Source organism: Nioella sediminis (assembly GCF_001879695.1).
Classification (GTDB): domain Bacteria; phylum Pseudomonadota; class Alphaproteobacteria; order Rhodobacterales; family Rhodobacteraceae; genus Nioella; species Nioella sediminis.
The window spans coordinates 1-14,823 of sequence record NZ_MNBL01000121.1 but is presented as its reverse complement, the minus strand read 5'-3'; the positions used below and the strand labels follow the sequence as shown (position 1 = coordinate 14,823).

22 protein-coding genes are annotated in these 14,823 nt (G+C 62.2%); 10 read left to right on the top strand and 12 right to left on the bottom strand.

Annotated elements, in window-relative coordinates; all coding sequences use genetic code 11:
* The 9 genes from rimM to BKY26_RS15200 form a co-directional block, all read right to left on the bottom strand.
* On the bottom strand, nucleotides 1–513 hold the full coding sequence (rimM, locus tag BKY26_RS15240; protein WP_071691250.1) for a ribosome maturation factor RimM: 513 nt from the start codon (nucleotides 511–513) through the stop codon (nucleotides 1–3).
* A complete protein-coding gene (locus tag BKY26_RS15235) occupies nucleotides 506–700 on the bottom strand; it encodes a hypothetical protein (protein ID WP_071691249.1) in 195 nt (64 codons plus the stop codon). Before BKY26_RS15235 ends, rimM begins: the two co-directional genes overlap by 8 nt.
* 10 nt (nucleotides 701–710) lie before the next feature.
* Entirely contained in the window at nucleotides 711–1,340 is a 630-nt protein-coding gene (bluB, locus tag BKY26_RS15230) for a 5,6-dimethylbenzimidazole synthase (RefSeq protein WP_071691248.1), read from the bottom strand.
* A gap of 5 nt (nucleotides 1,341–1,345) precedes the next feature.
* Nucleotides 1,346–1,738, bottom strand: a complete 393-nt coding sequence (gene rpsP / locus BKY26_RS15225) for a 30S ribosomal protein S16 (protein WP_071691247.1) — start codon at nucleotides 1,736–1,738, stop codon at nucleotides 1,346–1,348.
* 39 nt (nucleotides 1,739–1,777) lie between these two features.
* Nucleotides 1,778–2,074 carry a chorismate mutase gene (locus BKY26_RS15220; RefSeq protein ID WP_071691246.1) on the bottom strand — a complete coding sequence of 99 codons (297 nt, stop codon included), beginning with the start codon at nucleotides 2,072–2,074 and terminating at the stop codon, nucleotides 1,778–1,780.
* Nucleotides 2,071–2,655, bottom strand: a complete 585-nt coding sequence (locus BKY26_RS15215) for a GNAT family N-acetyltransferase (RefSeq protein ID WP_071691245.1) — start codon at nucleotides 2,653–2,655, stop codon at nucleotides 2,071–2,073. The genes BKY26_RS15220 and BKY26_RS15215 overlap by 4 nt, the downstream gene beginning before the upstream one ends.
* On the bottom strand, nucleotides 2,652–3,203 hold the full coding sequence (locus BKY26_RS15210; protein WP_071691244.1) for a GNAT family N-acetyltransferase: 552 nt from the start codon (nucleotides 3,201–3,203) through the stop codon (nucleotides 2,652–2,654). The genes BKY26_RS15215 and BKY26_RS15210 overlap by 4 nt, the downstream gene beginning before the upstream one ends.
* Complete coding sequence (ffh, locus tag BKY26_RS15205; RefSeq protein WP_071691243.1) at nucleotides 3,200–4,717, bottom strand: signal recognition particle protein; 1,518 nt, start codon at nucleotides 4,715–4,717, stop codon at nucleotides 3,200–3,202. Before ffh ends, BKY26_RS15210 begins: the two co-directional genes overlap by 4 nt.
* Before the next feature lie 204 nt (nucleotides 4,718–4,921).
* Nucleotides 4,922–5,413 (bottom strand): hypothetical protein, encoded by a 492-nt coding sequence (locus BKY26_RS15200; RefSeq protein ID WP_071691242.1) that lies wholly within the window; start codon nucleotides 5,411–5,413, stop codon nucleotides 4,922–4,924.
* A gap of 194 nt (nucleotides 5,414–5,607) precedes the next feature.
* On the opposite strand from BKY26_RS15200, the gene BKY26_RS15195 reads away from it, so the two are divergent.
* The gene (locus BKY26_RS15195) at nucleotides 5,608–6,753 is read left to right on the top strand and encodes a Hint domain-containing protein (RefSeq protein WP_071691241.1); all 1,146 of its coding nucleotides are present in this window, start codon (nucleotides 5,608–5,610) and stop codon (nucleotides 6,751–6,753) included.
* On the opposite strand, the gene BKY26_RS15190 is transcribed toward BKY26_RS15195, so the two are convergent.
* Together BKY26_RS15190 and BKY26_RS15185 are read right to left on the bottom strand one after the other, a co-directional pair.
* On the bottom strand, nucleotides 6,750–7,280 hold the full coding sequence (locus BKY26_RS15190) for a hypothetical protein (RefSeq protein WP_071691240.1): 531 nt from the start codon (nucleotides 7,278–7,280) through the stop codon (nucleotides 6,750–6,752). The two genes, BKY26_RS15195 and BKY26_RS15190, sit on opposite strands and share 4 nt — an antisense overlap.
* A 60-nt stretch (nucleotides 7,281–7,340) precedes the next feature.
* Entirely contained in the window at nucleotides 7,341–7,928 is a 588-nt protein-coding gene (locus BKY26_RS15185) for an FMN-dependent NADH-azoreductase (RefSeq protein WP_071691239.1), read from the bottom strand.
* A gap of 219 nt (nucleotides 7,929–8,147) precedes the next feature.
* Here BKY26_RS15185 and BKY26_RS15180 point away from each other — a divergent pair, with 219 nt between their 5' ends.
* The 3 genes from BKY26_RS15180 (at nucleotide 8,148) to BKY26_RS15170 (ending at nucleotide 10,481) form a co-directional block, all read left to right on the top strand.
* The gene (locus tag BKY26_RS15180) at nucleotides 8,148–9,038 is read left to right on the top strand and encodes a LysR family transcriptional regulator (protein ID WP_071691238.1); all 891 of its coding nucleotides are present in this window, start codon (nucleotides 8,148–8,150) and stop codon (nucleotides 9,036–9,038) included.
* A gap of 1 nt (nucleotide 9,039) precedes the next feature.
* Nucleotides 9,040–9,921: a DMT family transporter gene (locus BKY26_RS15175; RefSeq protein WP_071691237.1), complete on the top strand. Its 882-nt coding sequence runs from the start codon at nucleotides 9,040–9,042 to the stop codon at nucleotides 9,919–9,921.
* A 71-nt stretch (nucleotides 9,922–9,992) separates the two neighbouring features.
* On the top strand, nucleotides 9,993–10,481 hold the full coding sequence (locus BKY26_RS15170) for a ClbS/DfsB family four-helix bundle protein (RefSeq protein ID WP_071691236.1): 489 nt from the start codon (nucleotides 9,993–9,995) through the stop codon (nucleotides 10,479–10,481).
* Here BKY26_RS15170 and BKY26_RS15165 read toward each other — a convergent pair.
* Nucleotides 10,478–10,810 (bottom strand): ArsR/SmtB family transcription factor, encoded by a 333-nt coding sequence (locus BKY26_RS15165; RefSeq protein ID WP_071691235.1) that lies wholly within the window; start codon nucleotides 10,808–10,810, stop codon nucleotides 10,478–10,480. The genes BKY26_RS15170 and BKY26_RS15165 overlap by 4 nt on opposite strands.
* A 243-nt stretch (nucleotides 10,811–11,053) precedes the next feature.
* Between BKY26_RS15165 and BKY26_RS15160 the strand changes: the two genes are divergently transcribed.
* The 6 genes from BKY26_RS15160 to BKY26_RS15135 all read left to right on the top strand — a co-directional run.
* Nucleotides 11,054–11,386, top strand: a complete 333-nt coding sequence (locus tag BKY26_RS15160) for an AtpZ/AtpI family protein (RefSeq protein ID WP_071691234.1) — start codon at nucleotides 11,054–11,056, stop codon at nucleotides 11,384–11,386.
* Between the two features lie 132 nt (nucleotides 11,387–11,518).
* Entirely contained in the window at nucleotides 11,519–12,238 is a 720-nt protein-coding gene (locus BKY26_RS15155; RefSeq protein WP_281249841.1) for a F0F1 ATP synthase subunit A, read from the top strand.
* A gap of 56 nt (nucleotides 12,239–12,294) precedes the next feature.
* Nucleotides 12,295–12,519 (top strand): F0F1 ATP synthase subunit C, encoded by a 225-nt coding sequence (locus BKY26_RS15150; RefSeq protein ID WP_071691233.1) that lies wholly within the window; start codon nucleotides 12,295–12,297, stop codon nucleotides 12,517–12,519.
* Nucleotides 12,520–12,602: 83 nt separating this feature from the next.
* Nucleotides 12,603–13,130, top strand: a complete 528-nt coding sequence (locus tag BKY26_RS15145) for a F0F1 ATP synthase subunit B' (protein ID WP_071691232.1) — start codon at nucleotides 12,603–12,605, stop codon at nucleotides 13,128–13,130.
* A 5-nt stretch (nucleotides 13,131–13,135) separates the two neighbouring features.
* Nucleotides 13,136–13,690, top strand: coding sequence for a F0F1 ATP synthase subunit B (locus BKY26_RS15140; protein ID WP_071691231.1), 555 nt, complete (start codon nucleotides 13,136–13,138; stop codon nucleotides 13,688–13,690).
* 118 nt (nucleotides 13,691–13,808) lie between these two features.
* Nucleotides 13,809–14,823 (top strand): zinc-binding dehydrogenase (locus tag BKY26_RS15135; RefSeq protein WP_071691230.1); only part of this gene is annotated, 1,015 nt, incomplete at its 3' end.

The window sequence follows — 14,823 nt, the reverse complement described above, 5'->3', positions numbered from 1 at the left end:
TCAGTCTTCGTCGAACAGCCCCTCGGGAGGGTCCACCACGATCCGTCCTGCTGTCAGGTCGACTGTTGGCACGATGGCCTGTGTGAACGGCACCAGAACCGTGCCGGACCGACCCTTCTGGCGGACCTCCAGCAGGTCGCCCGCGCCATGGTTCATCACTGCGTGAACCTGCCCCAGATCTGCCCCGCCGGTATCGACAACGGTCAGGCCGATCAGGTCGGCATGGTAGAACTCATCATCGGGCAGGTCGGGCAGGGCCTCGCGCGGGGCATAGAGGCGGACGCCCTTCAGTGCGTCGGCCTCTTCCTTGGTCTTTACACCCGACAAGCGCACCGCAAAGCCTCCCTTTACTGGGCGGGTGATGGTCACCTTGAACTCGCGTGAGCCCTTTTCGTCGGAGAGGGGACCATAGTCACCTAACGCCGAGGGTTCGGCGCAGAAGCTTTTGACCCGTGCTTCTCCCCGGACTCCGTAGGAACCGGTGATTGCGGCCAAGCAAACTCTGTCAGACATGGTGAACCTCCAAGGCGGGAAGATAGGCGTCAACGGGCGGCAATTCCACGTAAATCGCAACCCAGAACAGGAAGATGAAAGCGGCGGCCACGAGGATCAGGATCACGCCGACAAGTTTCGCAGGGCCATCGCCCATGATCAGTAGGTAAAGCCCCAGTATCGCGAAGGCGATCGGCAGAAGGATCATCGGCAATACCTCAGCGGATCAGCAGGTCCAGCGTGTTGTCGCGCTGCTCCCATCCGAGCCGCTCCAGTTCCGGGGTTTCGCCATCTTCTTCCGGCAGGCCGACGCACAGATAGGCGACAAGCGCCCAATCCTCGGGCACCTCCAGATCGCGCGTCAGTCTTTCGTCGTCGAGGATCGAGACCCACCCGACGCCAAGCCCCCGCGCCCGCGCCGCCAGCCAGAACAGCATGAGTGCAGACACGACAGAATAGCGCAGCATCTCGGGCATGGTCTGGCGCCCCAAGCCTGCGCCCTTGGTGGTCGCTTCGTCCGAGAATACCGCCAGCTGAACCGGCGCCTCGCGCATGCCCGACAGCTTTAGCCCGGCATAGCGTTCGGCTTTGTCCCCGCTGTAGCCCGCCAACGCTGTTGCATTGGCGGCTTCGAAATTCTCGACGGCAAGCGCCCGCTTTTCAGTACTGTCCACCCGGACCAGCCGCCACGGTTCCGACAGCCCGACCGAGGGCGCAAGTGAAAAGGCGCCAAGGGCTTCCGCCAACAGCGCCTCGTCCACCGGATCGGGACGGAAGCGGCGCACATCGCGCCGCCACCGCATCAGATCCGTCAGATCGTCTTGAAAGCCGCGAGAAAACGCGCGCATTCCGATTACTCTTCGGAAGAGGCTTCTTCTTCGGCCGGGGCAGCAGCGGCTTCGGCAGCTTCAGCGGCCTTGGCAGCTTTCTCTTCTGCGCGCTCCAGGGCTTTCTTGCCGGGGGCACCCTTCTTCAGGTTGGCACGCTCTTTCTTCTCGACGACGCCAGCGGCTTCGAGGAAGCGGGCCACGCGGTCGGTCGGCTGTGCGCCTTCACCCAGCCAGTACTGTACGCGCTCCATGTTCATCTGAACGCGGTCTTCGCTGTCTTTGGGCAGCAGCGGGTTATAGGTGCCGAGCTTCTCGATGTAGCGGCCATCGCGCGGCATGCGGCTGTCGGACGCCACGATGCGGTAGAAGGGGCGCTTCTTGGAGCCGCCGCGGGCGAGCCGGATTTTCATAGCCATTGTGAGTGTCTCCTTTGAATGGCGGTCGAGGCCGGGGCCTCAGGATTGGTGTTGTTTGTGGTGCTGAATGACTTCAGCGATGATGAAGTTCAGAAACTTCTTGGCGAATTCGGGGTCGAGATCGGCCTCTTTCGCCAGATCCTCCAGCCGCGCGATCTGTTTGGCTTCGCGGGCCGGGTCGGAGGGGGGCAGGTCGTGGGTGGCTTTCAGCTTTCCCACGGCCTGCGTGTGCTTGAACCGCTCGCCAAGCGTATAGACGAGGATCGCGTCCAGCCGGTCGATGGACTCGCGATGCCCTTTCAGGATCTCGGCGGCGCGGGCGGTGTCGTCGCTCATTGCAGGGTCTCCTCTGCGCTGTGGCGGTAAACGTGGATGGCGTGGCCATGGGCGGCCTCGGCGGCGGCGTCGCGGGTCGCGCCAAGCCGTTCGGCAAGGCGGATGGACCGGGCATTGTCATGGTCGATGGTGCTGACCAGCGTTTTCATCCCAAGCGTGTCGAAGGCATGGGCGCGGGCCGCGCGGGCGGCCTCCTGCGCGTAGCCGTGGCCTTCCGCTTCGGGCAGGAACAGATAGCCCAGTTCCGGTTCATGGTCGCCCGGTTCGAAGCCGAGCAGGACGAAGCCGATAGCTTTGCCCGTGTCGCGGGTCTCAACCGTCCAGACGCCGTGCCCGCGCAACAGCCAGCAGGCCACCATCTGCGCGAAATCGAGCCAGAGCGCATCGCGGTCGGTGTTGTCCTCGACCAGATAGCGGCCCCGCTCGCTCGCTCCGATGGCGGCGTAGGTCTCGAAATCCTCGATCCGGGGCGCGCGCAGTCGCAACCGCTCGCTGTCCAGCACCGGCAGCACGGCCTGCAGCGACGCGGCAAAGGCAGCGGCGGGTCCGGTTGCGGGAATCTCGTGCGGGGCGCGGATCATTGCAGCGCCTCCGGTGCGGGGTGGCGGAACACCAGAATGACCTCGCCTTCCTCAGCTTCGGGTGCCTTGGCGTTTGCATCCACTTCGCATCCCATACGTTCCGCAAGGGCGATGGACCGTGTGTTGCGGCTGTCGATATAGGACACCGCCGTCGGCCAGCCGAGATCTTCATAGGCGAACCGACGCGCTTCTGTCGCGGCTTCAAGGGCAAAGCCCTTGCCCTCGGCATCAGCGTTCCAGACCGTCCAGCCGAGTTCCTGTTCCGGCCAGTCGATCGGATGCCAGGGGCCGGTCATGCCAATGGGTGTTTCGGGGTCTGATCTGAGCGCGAAGACAAAGCTGCCATAGCCGCGCAGCATCCACATACCCGCCACATGTGCGAAGGCGCGCCATGCCTTTGCGGGATCGGCGATCATTGGGCCGCCAATGAATTCGGCCCGGCTGGTTGCCGTGAAGTCGCACCAATGCTGCACATCCCCCATGCGCGGGGCGCGCAGGACGAGACGCTCGGTTTCAAGCGTGGGGATATGCGGCAGGGTTGTGGTCACTTCTTCTTTCCGAAGCCTGACAGGCCGGGGGGCAGCGGGGCACCGCCGAGGCCGGGCATATTGCCCGAACCGGGCGCGCCAAGCTGTTTCGCGGCCTGTTCGAGCGCCGCCTGATCCATGCCGCCCGCGCCGGGGCCGCCGGGCATTCCGGGCATACCGCCGCCCTTGCCGAAGAGCGCGCCAAGGCCGCCGCGCATCATGCCCTTCTTGCCCATCTTGCCGAGTTTCTTCATCGCGTCGGACATCTGGCGGTGCATTTTCAGCAGTTTGTTGAGTTCGGACACATCCTGCCCGGCCCCTGCCGCGATCCGCTTTTTGCGGCTGGCCTGCAGCAGCTGCGGATTGGCGCGCTCCTTCTTGGTCATGGAGTTGATCAGGGCGATCTGACGGCGGATCACCGCATCGTCAAAGCCCGCATCCTCGACCTGCTTGGCCATCTTCTTCATGCCCGGCATCATCGACATCATGCCTTCCATGCCGCCCATCTTGAGCATCTGCTCCAGCTGGCCCTTCAGGTCGTTCATGTTGAACATACCCTTCTGGAAACGCTTCATCATGCGCTCGGCCTGTTCGGCCTCCAGCGTTTCCTGCGCCTTTTCGACAAGGGCCACGATGTCGCCCATGCCAAGGATGCGGCCGGCGATCCGCTCGGGCTCAAACGTTTCCAGCGCGTCCATCTTTTCGCCGAGACCGACGAAGCGGATGGGCTTGCCGGTGATCGCGCGCATCGAAAGGGCCGCGCCGCCACGACCGTCGCCGTCCATCCGGGTCAGGCAGACGCCGGTGACGCCGATCTTGTCGTCAAACTCCTGCGCGACATTCACCGCGTCCTGACCGGTCAGGCCATCGACGACCAGAAGCGTTTCGCGCGGGGTCGCGATGTCGCGCACTTCCTGAGCCTGCTGGATCAGTTCCTGGTCGATATGCAGACGACCGGCAGTATCCAGCATGTAGACGTCATAGCCACCAAGGCTGGCTTGCGTCTTGGCGCGCTTGGCGATTTGCTGAGCAGTCTCACCCTTCACGATCGGCAGGGTGTCGACGCCGATCTGCACACCCAGAATGGCCAGCTGCTCCATAGCCGCCGGGCGGTTGGTGTCGAGCGAGGCCATCAGCACCTTCTTGCCCTCGCGTTCCTTCAAACGCTTGGCGAGCTTCGCGGTGGTGGTGGTTTTGCCCGAGCCCTGAAGGCCCACCATCAGGATCGGTGCGGGCGGATTGTCGATCTTCAGCGCGCCGGGGTCACCCTCGCCCCTCAGGGTCTCGATCAGCTCGTCATGGACGATCTTGATGACCTGCTGGCCGGGGGTGACCGACTTGGTAACGGCCGCGCCGGTGGCTTTCTTCTCAACCGATTTGATGAACTGGCGGGCAACGGGCAGGGAAACGTCAGCCTCCAGCAGGGCAACGCGCACCTCGCGCATGGCGGTGCGGACGTCATCCTCGGACAGGGCACCCTGCTTGGTCAGGCGGTCGAAGACACCAGACAGGCGTTCGGACAGATTTTCGAACATGGGCGCGGCCCCTTTTCATCTACTTCGGTTGCTGTCCCCCAGATAAGGGACAGCGAGGAATGCACCAACACCCCCGTGGGCGAAACCTCGCTGACGGGGGGCGATCCTGAGAACGGACTCAGGACCGGAAAGCTGGCACTTTCCGGATATTGGCTTGGCGTTTATGCTGCAGGGTAGTGAGAGTCAAGCACAGGCTGGGGTAGATCACACGTCGCCGGAGGTCCCCAGCCAGGCGTTGAGCAGGTCAGACATTCGTTGTGCATCGTCCTGACACTCTGCGCCGATCCCGATGGCGTAGAATCCCGAACCGGACACAGGGCGGATCACGGTTCGGTAGGTCGTGTAGCGACGATTGTCTCCCACAACCTCCTTCTCCTTGACGATGACGGAATGCACCTTCGACAGCGGGATGCTTTCAGACTTGCGGCCAAAAGCGGACTTACTTGTAAAAACGACGTCGTTCTGTTCCCGGTCAAGCAAGAGTCTCTGCCAGTTATCACGAGAGAAATAGCCGAAAACCGAAACAAGCAGGCCCAAGACTATTGTCCCGTAGGCGACGATCTCGAGATCGGTCCAGATGAAAAAAGCCAAACCGAAGAGGAACAAGAAAGCCGCGAAGGCGTGGTAGGCCCAATTGTCTTGGCGTTCACTGTATCTCAGAACAAGGCGTTTGTCGGTTTGTTCAATGACATCCATGGAAACTGTTCTTTCCTCTCTCCAATCCGACAATGGTCCGTGCGTTACAAATCACTATGAACAGATGGCGTCGAGACGCAAGATATCCCCGCCCAACATGTCCGAGCTGCATTCAGCCTTGAGAAACTGGGCTCAGATGTTAGCATTCCGCTGAACCCAAATGTCCCCAGATCAGTTACCGTCAGGATTTTTCAATGCCAGCAACCGCGAATTCTTTGAATGGCCTCGTTATCAACGAAATTGGCTATGACCCAACCGGAGCACCTGGTTTTGATACTGACCTTGACAGCAGTGTGGAGGGAAACGACGACGAATTCATCGAGTTCATCAATACCAGCGGCTCTGCGCTCGACCTGACCGGGTATCAGGTCTGGGATGGAAGCAGTGGTCAGTTGGTCTACACCTTCGGATCCGTGTCATTGGCCGCAGGTCAGCGATTTGTCCTGATGGGAGAGTCGACGAGCACGACGGCCTTTCTGACTGCCAATCCTGGTGTGCTGGCGGATGTTGCCGACAACACAAATTTCAACCTGAACAATATTGCAGAGCAATTGGCCGTCGTTGACCCGGCGACCGGTGATTACATCACATTCGCCTACGCAGAGCCTGGGAATCCCCCCCCGACAGGGATTGAGCTGTCCGCCGGCTTCACGGGGACCAACTTGATCCATGCGGAGGCGGTAACATTGTCTTCGGTTGCGGATGGTCAGACCATCCAGCGCTTTCCGGATGGGGACACGAACTGGATCGTTGGAAACTCAGCCGCCGGCAGTGCAAACTGCTTTTTGCGCGGCACGATGATCGCGACACCGCAGGGTGAGGTGGCAATTGAGGACCTATGCGCCGGGGACGAAGTCCTTGATCGCGATGGAACAAGCCACGAAATCATCTGGGTGCCGCGCCAAACGGTAATGCCCCGGTTTCGTCTGGCGGATCGGCTACGTCCCGTCCTGATCGAGAAGGATAGCTTTGGCCCTGATCTCCCCAGGCGGGATCTGTGCCTGACGGCTGATCACGCACTGGTGCTGCAGGGCTGCCTTGTGCATGCGGGCGCACTTGTTGATGGCGTGCAAATTCGTGTCCTGGGTCACGAAGAGTTGCCGACGCGCTTGGACTATTTCCATATTGAGACGGAGCGGCATGTGGTGCTGGTTGCCAATGGGCTGCCTGCGGAAAGTTTCGTGGACAATGTTCCCCGCAGCAGTTTTGACAATTACGACGAATATGTCTCGTTGTTCGGAGATATTGCGCGGGAAATGGACGAGCTCCCCATGCCGCGCGCCATGAGTGCCCGCCAAGTGCCGGAACGGGTAAAGGTCAGGCTCACCAGTGCGGCCTAGGGAGACGGGGCGTCAGTTTCCACGCAGTTAGCATCCAGCCGCGTGACATCCCCGCCCAACATGTCCGAGCTGTCGGGCGCATGCAGCTGGAAGGACCGGCGCAGGGTCAGGCTGTCCCATTCTTCCTGTGTGACCGGTGGCCGGGCATGGGGCCAGCTGCCCGGATCGCCATAGAGCGTGATCGCCATGGGTCCGCGAAAATCCTGCCCGACAAAGCTCAGCCCCTCCACATCGAGCGCATAGAGCCCGACCAGATCGGCGGCGACTGTGCGGTTGGTGGTGATCAGGGTCCAGAGCCTGCCGGTAATATGGCCGTCCAGACCCATGGTGCCGGTGGCCAGATGCGCTGTTGCCCCGCCCTCCTGCCGGAAGCTGCGCAGGGTTTCAAACTCGGCGGTTCCATTCAGGTCTGTACCGGGCGGATAGGGGCCGATGCCATGGGTGATATGCACCGAAAATGTCATGGTGCAGGTCAGGGCCATGGCCGGGAAAGGCAATGCCATCAACAGGATCGCAAGGCGAAACATGAGGGCAGGTTAGCACGGGGCGCTGGAAAATGGGAGATTTCCTGCGCCCCGCCAGAAACCTCAGGCGGCGACGGGCAGAGCGTCGATCTGGCTATGGGCCGCGTTCAAGGTGGCGTCCATGTCCAGTGCCAGCCTGTCGGCGGTGACAAAGGTCACATCCGTGATGCCGATGAAGCCCAGAACATGGCGGATATAGCCGGTGGCAAAGTCGATCTCGGACCCGGCCTCGGTTCCGCCAGAGGCAACGGCGACGATGGCGCGCTTGCCGGTCATCAGGCCCTCGGGACCGGCTTCGGAGTAGCGAAAGGTCACGCCCGCGCGGGCCACCAGGTCGACCCATGCTTTCAACGTGGCAGGGACACCAAAATTGTAGATCGGCAGGCCAATGACCAGCGTGTCGGCGTCTTTCAGCTCGGCAATCAGCTCATCCGACAGGGCCAATGTGGTGCGCTGTTCGTCGCTGCGCTCTGCCTCTGGGGTGAAATTGGCACCGACCCAGGTTTCGTTGATCAGGGGCAGGCCTGAGGCCAGGTCGCGGGTGGTGACGGTCGCCTCGGGGAAGCGGGCGATGATACGGTCGCTCAGATCGCGGCTGACAGAGCCGTCGCGGCGGGCGGAAGCGTCGATGCGGAGGATGGAATGGGTCATGTGATATGGTCCTTGGATGTCTTGGGTTGCGTCTGAGCATGGAACTAATCATCCTGTGACCGCACAAAACGCAGATATCAAAACAGCATCTGTGCGATTTTGTGAAGCGCGGCGGTCAAACGCTTTCAAAGCCTCCGCAGCTTTTCCCTTGCTCCGATGAACAGAGTTGGCATGATGACTACGGAAGCGTGAAGTGATGCACAGACAGGACGAAAGCCGATGTCATTCAGCGATTGGGACGAGATCCGCACAGCGTATCAGGTGGCGCGCATGGGTACGGTCAGCGGCGCGGCCGAGGTTCTGGGGGTGCATCATGCAACGGTGATCCGCCATATCGACTCGTTGGAAGGGCGGCTTGGGGCGAAACTGTTCCAGCGCCACGCGCGGGGCTACACGCCGACCGAAGCCGGGCAGGACCTGCTGGCCGTCGGGGGGCGTGCAGACGACCAGTTCACGCAGTTGGCCAGCCGTATCAAGGGGCGCGGCAATGAGGTCACGGGAGAGCTGCTGATCACCTCGCTCAATGTTATCGCGCCGTTGATCGTTCCGGCGCTAGGTGAGTTTCAGGAACAGCACCCGGATCTTCAGATCCAGTTCCTCACCGACATGCGGCTCTACCGGTTGGAATATGGCGAGGCGCATGTGGCGATCCGGGCCGGAAAGCCGGGCGACAATCAGGACAACATCGTGCAGCCCTACTGCACCCTGTCGACGGTCCTCTGCGCCACGAAGGACTATCTGGACCGTTTCGGCCCGCTGACCGAAGACAATATCACCCAACACCGCTTTATCGGCACGGCACAGGAAAACCCGCGCGCGCCGTTCCTGCGCTGGCTGGCTGATGTGGTGCCCGAGGAGTGCATCCGCTTCCGCTGCAACGACACCGACAGCATGCGGCAGGCGGTGATGTCGGGTATGGGGATCGGCTTTGTCTCCAGCCTCGATCTGCAAACCGATGACAACCTGGTTGAGATGCTGCCCCCGCTGGAGGAATGGTCGGTCAAGCTTTGGCTGGTGACTCATATGGATCTGCATCGGACGGCGAAGGTTCAGACGGTTCTGCGGTTCCTCAAGGAAAAAGTCGCCGACTGGCCCGTGGACCCGGCCTGACATGAGCGGCGGATATCGCGGCCATCTGGCGATGCTGGCCTTCTCGGCGTTGGTGGCGGGGTCATTCTCGCTTGGCTCGATGACGGCAAACCATATCGACCCGGCGGCCTTCAACGCGGTGCGCTTCCTTTGCGGGGCTGTGGTTGTATCGCTGATCGTGCAGGCGCGTGGCGGGTTTCGCCGCACGCATTTCCACGCCCCGTGGCGCTACCTTATCCTTGGCGGGCTGTTCGGCGCGTATTTCGTGCTGATGTTCGAGGGGTTGAAAACGGCCCCCCCGGTGTCTGCCGCAGCGGTTTTCACACTGACGCCGATCATGACGGCGGGCTTCGGGTTCCTGCTGCTCAGCCAGCTCATGACCGGACGCATGGCGCTGGCCCTCGCCATCGGCGGGGCGGGGGCGCTTTGGGTGATCTTCCGCGCGGACATGTCGGCGCTGCTGGCCTTCGAGATCGGGCGAGGGGAGGTGATCTACTTCATCGGTTGCATCTCCCATGCGATCTACACGCCGATGGTGCGGATGCTGAACCGGGGCGAGCCCGCGCCGGTTTCAACCTTTGGCACCATGTTGGGGGGGGCCTTCGTGCTGTTCCTGTGGGGCGGAGCTGAAGTGCTGGCCACCGATTGGGTGGCCCTGCCCGGTATTGTCTGGGTGACACTCTTTTACACGGCGGTTTTTGCCACCGCGATCACCGTGGTCTTGCTGCAATTCGCATCCATGCAACTGCCGGCCTCCAAGGTCATGGCCTATACCTACCTGACACCCACATGGGTGATCGGATGGGAATACTTCCTCGGCAATGGGTTGCCCACGGTCTATGTCCTTGGCGGCGTGGCTTTGACGGTGCTGGCACTGCTTCTCCTGCTCAAGAACGACGGCTGACATTGCGCCGGATCAAGGTGAAGATCAGTTCAAAGGTGTAGTCACGCGGCAGACGAGTGAGGAGAGTATTCATGCCTGCTGCCACGAACCGCGCCGACCTTCTGGCTGTTGCCGAGAAGGAGTTCAACAAGCTGCAAACCTTGATATCCGACATCCCCGACGACCTTGCGAACCGGGGATTCGAGGATGATTGGAGCATCCGCGACGTCATCTTGCACCGGTCGCACTGGATCGGATTGTTTTTTCAGTGGCTGGAGGAGGGTGAAGCGGCCCAGATGCCCGACCATGGGGTGAAGTGGAATCAGCTCAGACCCTATAATGCCGGGCTGCGGGACAAATACGCAGATGTGTCGTGGCAAGAGGCGAGGGAGCGTCTGGCCGACGGGCATGCGCGCCTGATGGCTTATCTGACCACGCAGGATGATGCAGCGCTTTACGGCGGGCCGATGCCGGGGGGAACCGGCTGGACCACGGGGCGATATGCCGAAGCGGCGGGGCCGAGCCACTATCGGTCTGCGGCCAAGTTCATCCGGGCCTGCCTGCGGGCGGCCAAAACCTAATCCGGGCTTTCGCCAAGCTCCTGCGCGAGGAAGGCCTCGAACGCGTCGAGATTGACCGGCTCGAACTGGCCGAAGCCCTGCATCCAGACCGAGGCCCCCTTAAGGGCGTCGGGTTCCAGCTTGCACCATTTGACCCGACCGCGCTTTTCCTGGCTGATCAGGCCCGCGCCCGCGAGGATCGTCAGGTGCTTGGAAATCGCGGCCAGGGACATCTCGAACGGCTCGGCCACATCGGTCACGGCCATGTCATCCTCCAGCAGCATCGTCAGGATGCGGCGGCGGGTGGGGTCGGCGAGGGCCGAGAAGACGGTGTCGAGATCGGATGTCATTTGCGCGGATATCCATGGCCGGACGGGGATCGTCAACCATTTGGTTGACTATACCGTCAACCATTCGGTTGAATATATGAAAACCTGAAATGCCGGGTCAGGCAGCTGTGCTGTCTTTGTCGCATGCGGGAAAAGTTACATATAATCAGTAAATTAGGTGCTTCGAAAATGTGAAAACTACGCGTTGACTCTGTGGGGTGCTCTGCCTAGTTTCCGCCCGAACCTCTGAAGGGGGCGTTTTCCATGTCCGACGGGCCCGATCCCGACCGCTTGCAAGACTTCGAACAGCGGCTGGAGCGACTGAAAGCCGGACAGGAAGGCGACAAGCCCCATACCGAGGAACACTATTCCATGGCGCAGCATGCCTGGCGGATGGTGATAGAGCTTGTGGCCGGTCTCGGGATCGGTTTTGCCATAGGCTACGGGCTTGATGCGCTGTTTGGCAGCGCGCCGTGGTTGATGGTGGTGTTTACATTGCTGGGGTTCGTGGCCGGGGTGAAGACGATGATCCGCTCCGCCCATGAGATCCAGAAGGAAAACGAAGCGGCGGCTGCCGCGCGCGATGAGAGGGAATGAGACGTGTCCGAAGACGCACAAGAACAGACCCACGGTGAGGAAGCCGTCGCCGAGCACGGTGCCGAAGCCGCCCACGGAGCCGATGCAGCCCATGGCGCGGATGCGGCGCATGGGGCTGAAGGTGGCCTTCAGATCCACCCGATGGATCAGTTCATCGTCGAGCCGCTGTTCGGCGACGGCCCGATTTCCTTCTACACCATCACCAACGTGACCCTGTGGATGATGCTGGCCATTGTCGGTGTGTTCGTCCTGATGGTGCTTGGGTCTCGCGGCCGGGCCATCGTGCCCTCGCGCGCGCAGTCCGTTGCAGAACTGACCTACGGCTTCATCCGCAAGATGGTCGAAGACGTCGCGGGCAAGGACGCGCTGGCCTTCTTCCCTTATATCATGACGCTTTTCCTGTTCATCGTGATGGCCAACTTCCTCGGCCTGATCCCGACCAGCTTCACCACCACCTCGCACATCGCTGTGACCGCGGTTCTCGCGATGGCGGTGTTCCTGACCGTCACCGTTGTGGGCTTCGTCAAGAACGGTGCCGGATTCCTGGGGCTCTTCTGGGTCTCGTCCGCGCCGCTGCCGCTGCGCCCGATCCTGGCGATCATCGAACTGATCTCGTATTTCGTGCGCCCGGTCAGCCACTCCATTCGTCTTGCCGGTAACGTCATGGCGGGCCACGCGGTGATCAAGGTGTTCGCGGGCTTTGCCGGTGTCCTCGGCGTGGGCGCCATTGCCCCGGTGGTGGCGATTACGGCGGTCTACGGGCTGGAGGTTCTGGTGGCCTTCATCCAGGCATACGTCTTCACGATCCTGACCTGCGTCTACCTGCGCGATGCGCTGCATCCGTCGCACTGACCGCACGTCTTAAGAAACACACATATCGAAAACTTCCAATCGTAAGGAGAAATCACATGGAAGGCGATCTCGCACACATCGGCGCTGGCCTCGCAGCAATCGGTTCCGGCGCAGCCGCAATCGGTGTGGGTCACGTGGCAGGCAACTTCCTGTCCGGCGCACTGCGCAACCCGTCGGCAGCAGCCGGCCAGACCGCAACGCTCTTCATCGGCATCGCATTCGCAGAAGCACTGGGGATCTTCGCATTCCTCGTCGCTCTGCTGCTGATGTTCGCCGTCTAAGCCTTTCGCGAACCATCCTTACGGCCGGACCGTTTGCCATGCGTGCGAGCGGTCCGGTGTAACCAGGTTCCTCGGAGGACAAGATGGCCGTTGACGCAACAGAGGGCGCTGCTTCCGCACCCGGAATGCCGCAGCTCGACTTTTCTACTTTCCCGAACCAGATCTTCTGGCTCGTGATCACCATCGTGGTGATCTACCTGATCCTGTCTCGCGTCGCTCTGCCCCGGATCGGGGCTGTTCTGGCCGAGCGTCAGGGAACCATAACGAATGATATCGCCGCTGCCGAAGACCTGAAACGTCAGGCCGCCGCCGCCGAAGAAGCCTATAACAAGGCCCTCGCCGACGCCCGCGCCGAAGCCCAGGCCATCGCAGCGGAAACCCGCGCCGAGATCATGGCCGACCTTGCGGATGCAACCGCCAAGGCCGATGCCGAGATTTCTGCAAAGGCCGCGGAATCCGCCGCACGGATCGACGAGATCCGCGCCGGTGCGCTGGAAGCCGTGGATGCGGTTGCCCGCGACACCGCAGCCGAGATCGTGGCCACGCTGGCACCGACCGCATCCGACGATGCGTCGATCGCCGCCGCCGTCACCGCACGTGTGAAAGGATAAGGGACATGAAACGCCTTGCAGTTCTTTTCGCACTGATCGGCTCGCCCGCAATGGCAGCGTCGGGTCCGTTCTTCTCGCTGTTCAACACCGACTTCGTGGTGCTGATCTCGTTCCTCGTGTTCATCGGGGTTCTGGTCTACTTCAAGGTGCCCGGCATCCTGATGGGTCTTCTGGACCAACGGGCTGAGGGCATCCGCAACGAACTGGACGAAGCCCGCGCCCTGCGTGAAGAGGCGCAGACGATCCTCGCCTCCTACGAGCGCAAGCAGCGTGAAGTGGCCGAGCAGTCCGAGCGCATCGTCGCCCAGGCCCGCGAGGAAGCCCAGATTGCGGCCGAGCAGGCCAAGGCCGACCTGAAAGCCTCGATCGCCCGCCGTCTGGCCGCTGCCGAGGATCAGATCGCCTCTGCCGAGGCCGGTGCGGTCCGTGAAGTGCGCGACCGGGCCATCAGCATCGCCGTGGCCGCCGCTGCGGAAGTGATCGCCGCCAAGACCAGCGCCGCCGATCAGAACAAGCTGATCGACGGTGCCATCGAAGAGGTTTCGGCCCGCCTGCACTAAACGCGCGCCACCGACCGAACAAAAGCCCCCGGCTGACGCAATGTCACGCCGGGGGTTTCCTTTTCCGGTCCCAAGGGATTCCCTAGCTAGGGTGTTCAACCCATGAAGGAGAGCCGCCATGACCCTGCCCGAAACGATGACCGCGCTTGTCCTGCGCGAAGACGGATATGCCAGAGGCGGTTCGGGAGACATGCCGACCGACCTGTCATCATTCGTGGAGCTGACCACTCTGCCCGTGCCGCAGCCAAAGGACGGGCAGGCGCTGATCAAGGTCAGCCGTGCCGCCGTGAACCCCTCGGACCTGATGTTCGTTTCCGGCCAGTACGGGCAGCCGCGCAAGGCCGGGATGCCCGCCGGGTTCGAAGGCGTGGGCGAGGTCGTGGCGGGCGACACACCGCTTCTGGGTCAGCGGGTCAGTTTCTTTGGCATGGGCTGGGGCACCTGGGCGGAATATGCCATGGCCGACGCGCGCATGATGATCCCTCTGCGCCCGGATCTGAAAGACGAGGACGCGGCAGGCCTGATCGTCAACCCGATGACCGCGATGGCCATGTTCGACATCGTGCGGGCCGATGGGGCCGGGGCGTTCCTATTCACCGCCGGTGGATCGCAGCTTGGCAAATTCCTGATCGGGCTGGCCAAGGATGCGGGCATTGCGGCCATCCCCGTGGTGCGCCGCACCGAGCAGGCCGAGGCGCTGAAGGCCCTTGGCGCGACAGAGGTGCTTGTCAGTTCCGCCCCCGATTTCGCGGATCGCGCCAAGGCGGTCATGGCGGAGCATGGTCCCCGCATCCTGCTGGATGCCGTGGCCGATCAGGTGGCAGCCGACCTGTTCTTCGCGATGCCGCGCGGGGCCAGGTGGGTCTGCTATGGCAGGCTGGCTACCACGCCGCCGCGCCTCGACCAGATGGGACAGTTCATCTTCATGGGCAAGCGCATCGAGGGGTTCTGGCTGTCCAGTTGGCTGCGCGAAACGCCGCCCGAGACAGTGGCAGCGATTGTCGGAGAGGTGCAGGAACGCTTCGCAAGCGGGGCATGGCACACCGATGTGTCGGAGGTTCTGCCTCTGACGGAGGCGCTTGACCGCTTCCCGCAGCTGCTGGCGACGAAGGATGCCAAGGTCCAGATTGCCC

What these genes read in the sequence shown, in the direction of transcription:
- rimM (WP_071691250.1), bottom strand. Translation starts at nt 513, where the DNA reads ATGTCTGACAGAGTTTGCTTGGCCGCAATCACCGGTTCCTACGGAGTC.
- BKY26_RS15235 (WP_071691249.1), bottom strand. Translation starts at nt 700, where the DNA reads ATGATCCTTCTGCCGATCGCCTTCGCGATACTGGGGCTTTACCTACTG.
- bluB (WP_071691248.1), bottom strand. Translation starts at nt 1,340, where the DNA reads ATGCGCGCGTTTTCTCGCGGCTTTCAAGACGATCTGACGGATCTGATG.
- rpsP (WP_071691247.1), bottom strand. Translation starts at nt 1,738, where the DNA reads ATGGCTATGAAAATCCGGCTCGCCCGCGGCGGCTCCAAGAAGCGCCCC.
- BKY26_RS15220 (WP_071691246.1), bottom strand. Translation starts at nt 2,074, where the DNA reads ATGAGCGACGACACCGCCCGCGCCGCCGAGATCCTGAAAGGGCATCGC.
- BKY26_RS15215 (WP_071691245.1), bottom strand. Translation starts at nt 2,655, where the DNA reads ATGATCCGCGCCCCGCACGAGATTCCCGCAACCGGACCCGCCGCTGCC.
- ffh (WP_071691243.1), bottom strand. Translation starts at nt 4,717, where the DNA reads ATGTTCGAAAATCTGTCCGAACGCCTGTCTGGTGTCTTCGACCGCCTG.
- BKY26_RS15200 (WP_071691242.1), bottom strand. Translation starts at nt 5,413, where the DNA reads ATGGATGTCATTGAACAAACCGACAAACGCCTTGTTCTGAGATACAGT.
- BKY26_RS15195 (WP_071691241.1), top strand. Translation starts at nt 5,608, where the DNA reads ATGCCAGCAACCGCGAATTCTTTGAATGGCCTCGTTATCAACGAAATT.
- BKY26_RS15190 (WP_071691240.1), bottom strand. Translation starts at nt 7,280, where the DNA reads ATGTTTCGCCTTGCGATCCTGTTGATGGCATTGCCTTTCCCGGCCATG.
- BKY26_RS15185 (WP_071691239.1), bottom strand. Translation starts at nt 7,928, where the DNA reads ATGACCCATTCCATCCTCCGCATCGACGCTTCCGCCCGCCGCGACGGC.
- BKY26_RS15180 (WP_071691238.1), top strand. Translation starts at nt 8,148, where the DNA reads ATGTCATTCAGCGATTGGGACGAGATCCGCACAGCGTATCAGGTGGCG.
- BKY26_RS15175 (WP_071691237.1), top strand. Translation starts at nt 9,040, where the DNA reads ATGAGCGGCGGATATCGCGGCCATCTGGCGATGCTGGCCTTCTCGGCG.
- BKY26_RS15170 (WP_071691236.1), top strand. Translation starts at nt 9,993, where the DNA reads ATGCCTGCTGCCACGAACCGCGCCGACCTTCTGGCTGTTGCCGAGAAG.
- BKY26_RS15165 (WP_071691235.1), bottom strand. Translation starts at nt 10,810, where the DNA reads ATGACATCCGATCTCGACACCGTCTTCTCGGCCCTCGCCGACCCCACC.
- BKY26_RS15160 (WP_071691234.1), top strand. Translation starts at nt 11,054, where the DNA reads ATGTCCGACGGGCCCGATCCCGACCGCTTGCAAGACTTCGAACAGCGG.
- BKY26_RS15150 (WP_071691233.1), top strand. Translation starts at nt 12,295, where the DNA reads ATGGAAGGCGATCTCGCACACATCGGCGCTGGCCTCGCAGCAATCGGT.
- BKY26_RS15145 (WP_071691232.1), top strand. Translation starts at nt 12,603, where the DNA reads ATGGCCGTTGACGCAACAGAGGGCGCTGCTTCCGCACCCGGAATGCCG.
- BKY26_RS15140 (WP_071691231.1), top strand. Translation starts at nt 13,136, where the DNA reads ATGAAACGCCTTGCAGTTCTTTTCGCACTGATCGGCTCGCCCGCAATG.